This is a genomic window from Actinocorallia lasiicapitis, from assembly GCF_054778695.1.
Genome location: NZ_BAAGZI010000237.1, coordinates 1 through 9,132 on the forward strand (window position 1 = coordinate 1; position 9,132 = coordinate 9,132).

Consider the following 9,132-nt stretch of genomic DNA (forward strand, 5'->3'; position numbering starts at 1 on the left):
CCGGTGCGCCGGTCGCGGGCGGGCCGGTCGCGTACACCTGGCCCGGAGGGCCGCAGCCGCCGATGCCGCAGAACGGCGCAGGGCCCGGCCAGGGGCAGGGATACCCCGGAATGCCCCCAGCGGGAGGCCCGTACGGCGGTGATCCGAATACGGGCGAACCGAACGCGCCGGGTCCCTACACGGGCGGTCCGAATGCCGCAGGGCCGTATGCGGGTGGCCCGTATGCGGGTGGTCCGAACGCCGGGCCGTATGCGGGGTATGGGTATGGGGTTGCTGGGGGGATGGTCTGGGATGGGGGGAAGTGGGTTGCGGCGGCGAAGGTGCCTTGGGGGGTGGGGGTCGGGGCGGGGCTTTCGTTTCTGAGGTTGGGGCGGAACGCGGCGTTTCGGTGGTGGCGGCCGGTGCTGGGGCTGTTCGCGCTGGTGGGGATGGCGCTCGTCGCGGTCATCGGGGTGATGCTCGGATGGATGCTGCTGCACGTCGCGATCAGCGGGAAGGCCGTGCGGTTCGACGACGCCGGGGCGCCCATCATGGGGAGCACCGAGGACCTGGCGCTCAACCTGACGCTGCTGGCCGTGCTGACGCCGATCGTCCTGTTCGTCACCTGGGCGGTGGGACGGCGGCCCGCCGGGACCGTCATCTCCGTCGTCGGACGGATGCGGTGGAAGTGGCTCGCGGTCTGCGCGCTGCTCGGCGTCGGGTTCGTGGTCGTGTCGTACGCGCTGAACCTGCTGGTCGGGCTGGTCGTCGAGCCCGACGCCACCGGCGAGACGTTCGTCGGCTGGGAACGGTTCCTCGGACCCGCCCTCATGATCGTCCTGCTGGTGCCGTTCCAGTCGGCGGCCGAGGAGTTCGTGTTCCGCGGCTGGCTGATGCAGGCGATCGGCTCGTACTGGAAGCTCGCCACCCCGCTGCCCGCGATGATCGTCAGCAGTGCGGTGTTCGTGCTCGGCCACGGCTACACCGGCTGGGCGATGCTCGACATCTTCTGCTTCGCGATGATCGCGGCGTGGCTCGTCATCAAGACGGGCGGGCTGGAGGCGTCGATCGCGCTGCACGTGCTGAACAACCTGATGGCGTTCCTGCTGCCCGCGGCGATCGGCGAGCTCGGCAGCTCGCTGGAGCAGGGCGGCGCGCCCTGGTGGGTGCTGCTGATCGACGTCCCGCCGCTGGCGCTGTACGCGGCGGCCGTCCTGTGGCTGGCGAAGCGGCGGCGGATCGCGACCGTCACCCCGCAGCCGGAACCGGCGGCGACACCGGTTCCGGAGCGGGTCTGAACGTCAGCGCTGGTTGGGGTCCTGGCCGCCGGCGCCGAAGACCTGGGTCCACTCGCCGGGCGGCGGGCCGCTCTGCCCCTGCTGCGGCGGGACGGGCTGCTGCCCGTACGGCGGCGCGGGCGGCTGCTGCCCGTAGGCCTGCGGCTGCCCGTACTGCTGCGGGTACCCCTGCTGCGGCACGCCCTGCTGCGGGTAGCCCGGCTGGCCGTGGCCCTGCGGCGGAACACCCTGCTGGGGCAGGCCCTGCGGCTGCCCGTAGGGCTGCGGCTGGCCGTACTGCTGCTGCTGCGGCTGGCCGAACGTGGGCTGCTGCGCCGCCACGGACGCGTACTGCTGGTGCCACTGCTGGATGCCCTGCACCTTGAGCGCGAACTCGCGGTCCGGCATCGAGAAGTAGTGCAGAGGCGCCCACGACCGCTTGGACGAGCCGTCCGCGAACGTGAACAGCGCCCTGTCCTGGAACCAGAACTTGGTCTGCTGCACCGAGACGATCTGGTTCCACGGGACGGTCTTGGTCTGCCAGCCGCGGAAGGTCACGCCCTGCGCGCTGAGGTCGACGCCGAACCGCGCGAACAGGAAGTAGTAGCCGACCATCACTCCGGCGAGGACCAGGTAGGTGAGCCCCCGGCCGAAACTGATCACCATGTTCATCAGGGCGACCACGCCCCAGATCGCGGCCAGGACCAGGTAGAGCTTGCGCTGCCGGTCCGTCAGCCGGAACTGGATCTCTTGCATTCGTGCATCCCCTCGAGTCAAGCGGTGGTAACGACTTTACCCGGGTATGACTCGCCAGGTCCGCAGAGCGTTCAGGAGTCCTTCGGTTGTTTCGAGGGAGTCGAGGGTCTCGAAGGGGAACCAGCGGGCGTCGGCGGCGTCCGAACCGGCGGTGAGGGAGCCGGAGACGACCTCCGCGGCGTAGTCGTGCACGTCGTAGGTGCGGATCGCGGGACGTCCGGGGCGCAGGACGGGGCCGTCGGGGTCGGCGAGCGCCTTCAGGGTGACGCCGCCGACACGGTCGCCGACCGTCACCACAAGGCCCGTCTCCTCCAAGACCTCACGGGCGACGGCCGCGGCGTCGGACTCGCCCGGTTCGACCCGTCCGCCGGGGATGCTCCACCGGCCGAGGCCGGGCGGTCTGCCCCGCCGGACCAGGAGAAGGGAGCCGTCCCTGACGATCACCGCACCGACGCATCGCACCCCACCAGTAAAGACTTTTGGGAAGTACTTAGCTAATCGCCCTTGACTTGACGGCGCTGAACGGCGACTGTGAGTAATCGTGAGGCCGGAACCGACGTGCCCGCGCTGTCGCGGGCCACTAGAGCCGCCGAACGCCTGGTCCAGCGAGTGGGCCTGCGCGGCGCACGGTTCCGTGCTGCCTCTGCTGCCGCCGGGGAGCCCGTCGAAGGAGGGGCTGGCGGCCGTCCGGAAGACGGCGAAAGTCCCGATCTGGCTGCCGTGGCCGCTGCCGCTCGGCTGGCTGGTCACCGGTTTCCTGCACGCGGGCGACGACAGGGCGGGGTCGCGGGCGACGGGCGTCGCCGTGACGGGCCCAGGGCTGACCTCGGGCCCCGCCGACATGCTGCTGATCTCCGAGGAGCTCGGGGTGGGGCTCGGCGCCCAGTTCGCCGGGATGCCGGGGCCCGATCCGGGCACGGAGTTCGCGCAGGGACCGCCGCACGCGAAGGTCACCGCGGCGGGGCGTCCGCTGCCGCTCTGGTCGGTGCAGGGCGCGCCCGACCGGGCCGTCTACGTGGGCGAGGCGCTGGGTCGCTGGCTCTGGGCGATCCTGTGGCCCGCCGAGGCGGGCGCGCTGATGATCGGCTCGCTCACCCTGACCGACCTGCGGGAACCCGGAATGGATCTTGACCTTCCCTATGGGGCGGCCTGCCCCAGGCTGGAGCCGTCCGCGGGTAGTTGACGGGGGAGATGAACTCCTTCTTCGACGTCCGCTTCTTCGGTGAGGCCTTCGTGACCCTCATCGTGATCACCGACCCGCCGGGCCTGGTGCCGGTCTTCCTCGCCCTGACCAAGGGCTACCCCGAGAAGCAGCGGCAGCGGATGGCGCGCACCGCCGCGACCGTCGCGTTCGGGGTCATCGCCGGATTCGCGGTGTTCGGCCGGGTCGTCCTCGACTACCTGGGCGTCACGGTGCCCGCGCTCCAGCTCGCCGGCGGGCTGCTGCTCCTGCTCGTCGCCCTCGACCTGCTCATGGGACGTGCCGGGCCGACCGACGAGCTCGGCGACAGGAACCTGAACGTCGCGATGGTGCCGCTCGGGACGCCCCTGCTGGCCGGTCCCGGCGCGATCGTCGCGGCGATCGTCTTCGTCCAGCGGGCCGACGGCGCGGAGCCGAAGATCGCGTCGCTCTGCGCGGCGATCGTCGCGGTCGTGCTGGTGCTCTGGGCCACGATGCGGTTCTCCGTGGTGATCAACAGGATCATCAAGGAGAACGGAGTGGAGCTGGTCAGCAGGATCGCGGGCCTGCTCCTGGCGGCCATCGCGGTCCAACTGTCCGCCGACGCCGTGCGTTCCTTCATCGAAGCCGGATAGTCTGCCCCCGTGACTGCGCGCATTGAACAAGTTGTTACGAGCGGCCCGGTAACGGTGGACGACGAGGAGTTCACCGTCGAGGTCAACTCGTGGATCATCGGCGACGACGAGGAAGTCATCGTCATCGACCCCGCGAACGACGCCGAGGCGATCCTCAAGGTCGTCGACGGCCGGGAGGTGATGGCCGTCGTCTGCACCAACGGGCGCGACAACGTGCTGTCGACCGTCCTGGAGGTCGCGGCAGACGAGGAGCGCGGCGACGCCGAGATCCTGCTGCACCGCGCCGACCGCGCCCTGTGGCGGGACCACTTCCGCAAGCTCGCCCTGGAGAACGAGGACGACGACCTCAAGTCGCTCGAACCCGACACCTACCTCGAGGACGGCGGCGCGTTCGAGATCGCGGGCGTCCAGCTCGAGGTGCTGCACACGCCGGGCTTCACCCCGGGCAGCGTGTCGCTGTACAGCGAGGGCGAGTCGGTGCTGTTCACCGGCCACACCCTGCTGCGCGGGCGTCCCGGTTCGATCGGCGGCGAGTTCCCCGAGCTGCACGCCCAGCTGAACTCGATCAGCGCCCAGTTCGGGCAGATCCCCGGCGACACGCGTGTCCTGCCCGCCCAGGGCGAGGAGACCACGGTCGGCGAGGAAGCGGACCGCTGGGAGTCGTGGTACTCGCTCGGCCGTGTCGCCGCGGACGACGAGTAGCCTTCCCGGTCCTCGCTGAAACTGTCCGACCCTCTACGTAGGGTGATTCTGACGCGTCCCGCCTCGGGGGCGCCGCGATCCGACGTGGAGTGGTCTCAGCGTGGAGCAGCTCGGTCTTGAGGGTATGCCGCGACGGCTGTATTCGTGCACGCCGTCGCGGTTGAACAACTGGCTCGACTGCCCGCGCCGGTATCGGATGACCTACCTGGATCGGCCGATGCCGTCCAAAGGGCTGCCCTGGGCGCATAACAGCATGGGCGCGGCCGTCCACAACGCGCTCGCCGCGTGGTGGCGGCTGCCGCTGGAGCAGCGCACCGCGCCGATGGCGGGCACGCTGCTGGCGCGCGGCTGGCTGACGGAGGGTTTCCGGGACGGCGAGCAGTCGGCGGCCTGGCGCGAGCGCGCACGCGCCATGGTCGAGGAGTACGCCGCCGCCCTGGATCCGGCCGACGAACCGGTCGGCGTGGAGCGCACCGTCGCCACCAAGACCGAGGCGATCGCGGTGATCGGCCGGATCGACCGGCTCGCCGAGCGCGCCGCGGAGCTGGCCGTCGTCGACTACAAGACGGGCCGCCGGCCGCTGACGTCGGACGACGCGCGGGGGTCACTGGCGCTGGCGCTGTACGCGATCGCGGCCTCCCGGGTGCTGCGCAAGCCGTGCCACACGGTCGAGCTGCACCATCTGCCCACGGGCGAGGTCGTGAGCTGGCAGCACACCGATCAGAGCCTGGCCCGGCAGCTACGGCGCGCCGAGGCGATCGCCGCCGAATGCGCGGACGCCGACGACGCCTACCGCAACCGGATCCCGGCGCCGCGACGCCCTGTCGACGCACCGCCCGACCACGCGCCCTACGACTCCGTCTTCCCGCCGAGCCCCGGGCCGCTCTGCGGCTGGTGCGACTTCGCCAAGCACTGCCCGGAAGGCCAGGCGGCGGCCGGGAAGAAGGCGCCGTGGGCGGCGCTGGAGGACCGTCCCGTGGCGCCCTTAGCGGGCAGGGGAGCCGTGCGCAGGGGAGGGGGCGGGCCAGCGGCGGGGGTCGCGGAGCCCGTACAGGCCCTTGGTGAGGTCGTAGCCGTCGTCGGCGAGCCGGTGCCGGGCGCGGGCGAGCATGTCCCGTGTCGGCTTCATGAACGCGTGGTCGTGGACGGGTTCGGGGATCGCGTTCATCGCCAGCCGGAACGAGCGGAGCGCCGCCGTCACCGCGGGCGAGGGCACCTCGGGGAGCAGTCCGTACATTGCGCGCGCCCAGGCGGGCAGCGAGTAGTAGCAGAGCGCGCCGAAAGGGAAATAGGCCGGTTTGCCGGGGGCGAGGAAGCGGAGGTTCTCCGGAAGCTTCGGCCAGATGAGGAACTTCGCGGTGGCGCGGGCCTCTTCGGTGACGCGGAGCACGGGCCGCATCTCGGTGAAGTAGGCGTCCATCTCGGCGGTGCTGCCGGGGATGTCGTCGGCGTGCAGCCCGACATAGGTGGCGGTGTGGCGCTGCTCGTTGTAGTACCGGTCGGCCATCGCCGGTGTCAGCGGCAGCCCGGCACGGCGTGCGACGTCCAGGTAGGAGGAGACTTCGGCGCAGTGCACCCAGCGGAGCAGTTCGGGCTGGTCGAGCCGTTCGGTCTTCCCGGTGTCGTGGTTGAGGATCCGCAGCCGCCGGTGGATCCCGCGCACCTTCGCGGCCAGCTCCTCGATCTCCTCGTGCGCCCCGAAGGTCGCCATCCCGACGAAGTCGGCGGTCCGCTGCAGCCGTCCGAACGGGTCCTCCTGGAAGTTGGAGTTCTGCCACACCCCCCACATGGCCATCGGGTGCAGCGCCTGCAGCATCAGCCCCCGCACCCCGCCCACCCACATCGCCCGATCGATGTGCACCCGCCACGTCACGCTCTCCGGAGCCGCCACCGTCGCCACCATCAGCCACCTCCCATGAGACAAATCCGCGTAAGTGTATCCTTACCCCTACCGAATCCGCCCCTCCACCACCCCACTCGGCGCTTGGTCGATGAGGGTGTGGGAGAGGGCTCGGGGGGCGGTGGTGCGGTCGCGGAAGGTGAGGGGGATGAGGAGGCCGGCTCGGCGGAAGGTGCGCAGGGCCAGGGTGGTGAGGGGGGCTGGGGGGCAGGGGATCAGGGTGTAGGAGCGGTGGGCCCAGGGTGGCAGGCACTGGTAGGCGAGGGTTGCCAGGGGGACCCAGGCGGGGAGGAGCGTGCGCCAGGTGCCGGTGAGGTGGGGGCGGAGCAGGAAGGTGCAGGCCGCCTTGGCTTCGGGGGTCAGGCGCAGGAGGGGCCGTTGGGTGCGGAAGTAGGCGCGTAGTGCCGGAACTGAGGCGGGGGCGTCGTTGAGGCCGACATGGCGGGCGGAGATCGACTGCTCGGCGAGATAGCGGTCGGCCTCTGCCGGAGTCACTCGGAGCCCGGCGCGGCGGGTGACCTCCAGAAACGAGCCGACCTCGGCGCAGTGGACCCAGCGGAGCAGATCGGGCTCGTCGACCCGGTGCACCCGTCCCGTCGCCGGATCGGTGAAACGCAGCCGCGCGTGCAGGGCCCGCAGCCGACGGCCCGCCTCGGCCGCCTCCTGCGGCGTTCCCGCGGTCTGGACGCCCACATAGTCGGCGGTCCGCCACAGCCGGCCCATCGGATCGTTCTCGAAATCGGAGTTCTGCCAGACGCCGTGGATCGCGACCGGATGCAACGCCTGGAGCATCAGGGCGCGGACGCCCGCCACCCACATCGCCGGATCCGTGTGGATCTTCAATGAGACGTCGTGGCCGAGGGGTGAGCGCATACCCCCGACGTTAGGAACCCGCTGGTCTAGCGACGTTCGGCGGCGTTCCAGTAGTCGGTCAGGGCATGGGCGGTGGTCTCCGGGGCATCCCACGCGGGGGAGTGGGCGGCGCCCGGAATGACCACGCGGGACGCGTCGAGGCGGTCGGCCATGGCGGCCTGGACGCGCGGATCCCACACGTCGTCGTCCTCGCCGCAGAGCACCATGATCGGCAGATCGGCGTCGTCGGCGACCTTGGTCAGCTCGTCGACCTTGTCGGGGGCGCTCAGCAGCTCACCCGCCATCCGGATCAGGCCCTGCGGGCAGGTGCCGGTGTTCCGCGCCCGCAGGAACGCGACGATCTCCGCGGGGTGCCCGGCGGCCAGATAGTCGGGGCCCAGCTTGAGATCGAAGATCTCCTCCATGGTCAGCGAGGCGAGGGCGTCACGGAGTGCGGCCGCGCGCTGCGCCGACGGGCCCGTGACGGCCGCCGGCCCCGACGACATCAGGGTGAACGACGCGATCGGGGTCGGATCGGACAGCACGGTCTCGCGGGTGACGAGCCCGCCGAAGGAGTGGCCGACCAGATGGACGGGGTGCGGCCCCATCGACTCGACCAGCGACGCGATGTCCGCGCCGAGCGCGGCGATCGTGTAGGCGTCGGGGTCGTCCGGGCTGCCGGGGGACTGGTACTGGCCGCGCATGTCGACGGCCACGACCCGGCGTCCGGCCCGCGTCAGGGTCTGGAGAATGCCGAGAAAGTCCTCTTTGCTACCGGTGTAGCCGGGGACGAGGAGGGCCGGGCAGCGTTCCGGCTCGCCTATCGGCACCGCTTCGAGCGCGGCGAAGCTCCCACGCTCCGTCTCCAGGCGCGTGCGCCGGACCACGGAGGGCATGTCAAGAAACCGGGGAGTACTCACGGTGCTTCAACCTACCAACCCAAACGTGTAGTGCGCCTTCCCTGCCATCTCCGACCGGTAACTTGTGGCGTCATGGCCATGGTCTCCGCCCACCGCCGCGACTCCGACGACGAGCCCGCCGCCCTCGCCCGCGCCCTGGCCGCGGGCGTCGACTATGTCGAGCTGGACATCCGGCGCGGCCCCACAGGCGATCTCCTCGTCCGCCACGACCCGCTGACCGGCGACCCCTGCACGTCCGTCCAGGACGCCCTGAAGATCCTCCAGGGCCGCGCACGGGCCCATCTGGACCTGAAGGAGGAGGGCCACGAACTGGATCTCGTCGCCCTCGCCGACGAGATCATGGGCCGCGGCAACTACGTCGTCACCACCAAGTCGGCGGCCTCGATCGCGCTGATCAAGCGGACCCGCCCCGACGTCCTGTGCGCCCTGTCGATCGGCCGCTCCCTCTGGCAGCGCGGCTTCCTGTCGGACGTCTTCCGCCCCGTCGCCCGCCTGAGAGCGTCCGGCGCCGACTGGGTGGCCCTCAACTACCGCCTCGCCTACCTGGGCGTCCTGGCCCGCTGCCACCGCGCCGGCTACCCCGCCATGCTCTGGACCGTCAACACCCCCCGCTCCCTCCGCCGCTTCCTCCACGACCCCCGCGTCACCGTCCTCATCACCGACCACCCCACCACCGCCCTCACCCTCCGCTGATCCTCTCCGCACGGGGGCTTCGGTCGGGGGAAACGAAAGATCCGCCCGCGGGTGGCGGGCGGATCTCTGTGGGTGGTGCTGGTTAGGGCGCTTCCGTTGGTTCCGCGGGGGGCGGGGTGGCCTTGGCGCGGGTGCGGCGGACGGGCTTGGACGTGGGCTCCGGGGAGGCTTCGGCCGGGGCGTCTGCCTTCGCGGGGGCGCGGCGGGTGCGCTTGGGGGGCGCAGCCGTCTCGGCTTC

At 71.3% G+C, this 9,132-nt stretch carries 10 protein-coding genes and 1 pseudogene; 6 read left to right on the top strand and 5 right to left on the bottom strand.

Annotated elements, in window-relative coordinates; genetic code table 11:
• The first annotated feature begins 401 nt into the window (after positions 1–401).
• Complete coding sequence (locus ACYVE7_RS22625) at positions 402–1,277, top strand: lysostaphin resistance A-like protein (protein WP_460367007.1); 876 nt, start codon at positions 402–404, stop codon at positions 1,275–1,277.
• 3 nt (positions 1,278–1,280) lie between these two features.
• Here the strand turns inward: ACYVE7_RS22625 and ACYVE7_RS22630 are convergent, their stop codons facing one another.
• Positions 1,281–2,012, bottom strand: a complete 732-nt coding sequence (locus ACYVE7_RS22630; RefSeq protein WP_460367008.1) for a hypothetical protein — start codon at positions 2,010–2,012, stop codon at positions 1,281–1,283.
• A gap of 36 nt (positions 2,013–2,048) precedes the next feature.
• Positions 2,049–2,474 (bottom strand): NUDIX hydrolase, encoded by a 426-nt coding sequence (locus ACYVE7_RS22635; RefSeq protein WP_460367009.1) that lies wholly within the window; start codon positions 2,472–2,474, stop codon positions 2,049–2,051.
• A gap of 79 nt (positions 2,475–2,553) precedes the next feature.
• Here ACYVE7_RS22635 and ACYVE7_RS22640 point away from each other — a divergent pair, with 79 nt between their 5' ends.
• The 4 genes and pseudogenes from ACYVE7_RS22640 to ACYVE7_RS22655 form a co-directional block, all read left to right on the top strand.
• Positions 2,554–3,195, top strand: coding sequence for a DUF6758 family protein (locus ACYVE7_RS22640; protein ID WP_460367010.1), 642 nt, complete (start codon positions 2,554–2,556; stop codon positions 3,193–3,195).
• A gap of 8 nt (positions 3,196–3,203) precedes the next feature.
• Positions 3,204–3,827, top strand: coding sequence for a MarC family protein (locus ACYVE7_RS22645; protein ID WP_460367011.1), 624 nt, complete (start codon positions 3,204–3,206; stop codon positions 3,825–3,827).
• A 9-nt stretch (positions 3,828–3,836) separates the two neighbouring features.
• A complete protein-coding gene (locus ACYVE7_RS22650; protein WP_460367012.1) occupies positions 3,837–4,529 on the top strand; it encodes an MBL fold metallo-hydrolase in 693 nt (230 codons plus the stop codon).
• A 124-nt stretch (positions 4,530–4,653) separates the two neighbouring features.
• Positions 4,654–5,436, top strand: a pseudogene (locus tag ACYVE7_RS22655) (RecB family exonuclease); the annotation flags it as partial.
• A gap of 78 nt (positions 5,437–5,514) precedes the next feature.
• On the opposite strand, the gene ACYVE7_RS22660 reads toward ACYVE7_RS22655, so the two are convergent.
• The 3 genes from ACYVE7_RS22660 to ACYVE7_RS22670 are packed head-to-tail and all read right to left on the bottom strand — an operon-like array spanning position 5,515 to position 8,201.
• Positions 5,515–6,432, bottom strand: coding sequence for an oxygenase MpaB family protein (locus ACYVE7_RS22660; protein WP_460367013.1), 918 nt, complete (start codon positions 6,430–6,432; stop codon positions 5,515–5,517).
• A gap of 45 nt (positions 6,433–6,477) precedes the next feature.
• Positions 6,478–7,302: an oxygenase MpaB family protein gene (locus ACYVE7_RS22665; RefSeq protein WP_460367014.1), complete on the bottom strand. Its 825-nt coding sequence runs from the start codon at positions 7,300–7,302 to the stop codon at positions 6,478–6,480.
• 26 nt (positions 7,303–7,328) lie between these two features.
• Positions 7,329–8,201: an alpha/beta fold hydrolase gene (locus ACYVE7_RS22670; RefSeq protein ID WP_460367015.1), complete on the bottom strand. Its 873-nt coding sequence runs from the start codon at positions 8,199–8,201 to the stop codon at positions 7,329–7,331.
• A 72-nt stretch (positions 8,202–8,273) separates the two neighbouring features.
• Between ACYVE7_RS22670 and ACYVE7_RS22675 the strand changes: the two genes are divergently transcribed.
• Positions 8,274–8,894 carry a glycerophosphodiester phosphodiesterase gene (locus ACYVE7_RS22675; RefSeq protein ID WP_460367016.1) on the top strand — a complete coding sequence of 207 codons (621 nt, stop codon included), beginning with the start codon at positions 8,274–8,276 and terminating at the stop codon, positions 8,892–8,894.
• Positions 8,895–9,132: the final 238 nt, after the last annotated feature.

Bases quoted from the DNA above. Each gene is read 5' to 3' on its own strand.
- ACYVE7_RS22645 (WP_460367011.1), top strand. From the start codon at position 3,204: ATGAACTCCTTCTTCGACGTCCGCTTCTTCGGTGAGGCCTTCGTGACC.
- ACYVE7_RS22630 (WP_460367008.1), bottom strand. From the start codon at position 2,012: ATGCAAGAGATCCAGTTCCGGCTGACGGACCGGCAGCGCAAGCTCTAC.
- ACYVE7_RS22660 (WP_460367013.1), bottom strand. From the start codon at position 6,432: ATGGTGGCGACGGTGGCGGCTCCGGAGAGCGTGACGTGGCGGGTGCAC.
- ACYVE7_RS22675 (WP_460367016.1), top strand. From the start codon at position 8,274: ATGGCCATGGTCTCCGCCCACCGCCGCGACTCCGACGACGAGCCCGCC.
- ACYVE7_RS22665 (WP_460367014.1), bottom strand. From the start codon at position 7,302: ATGCGCTCACCCCTCGGCCACGACGTCTCATTGAAGATCCACACGGAT.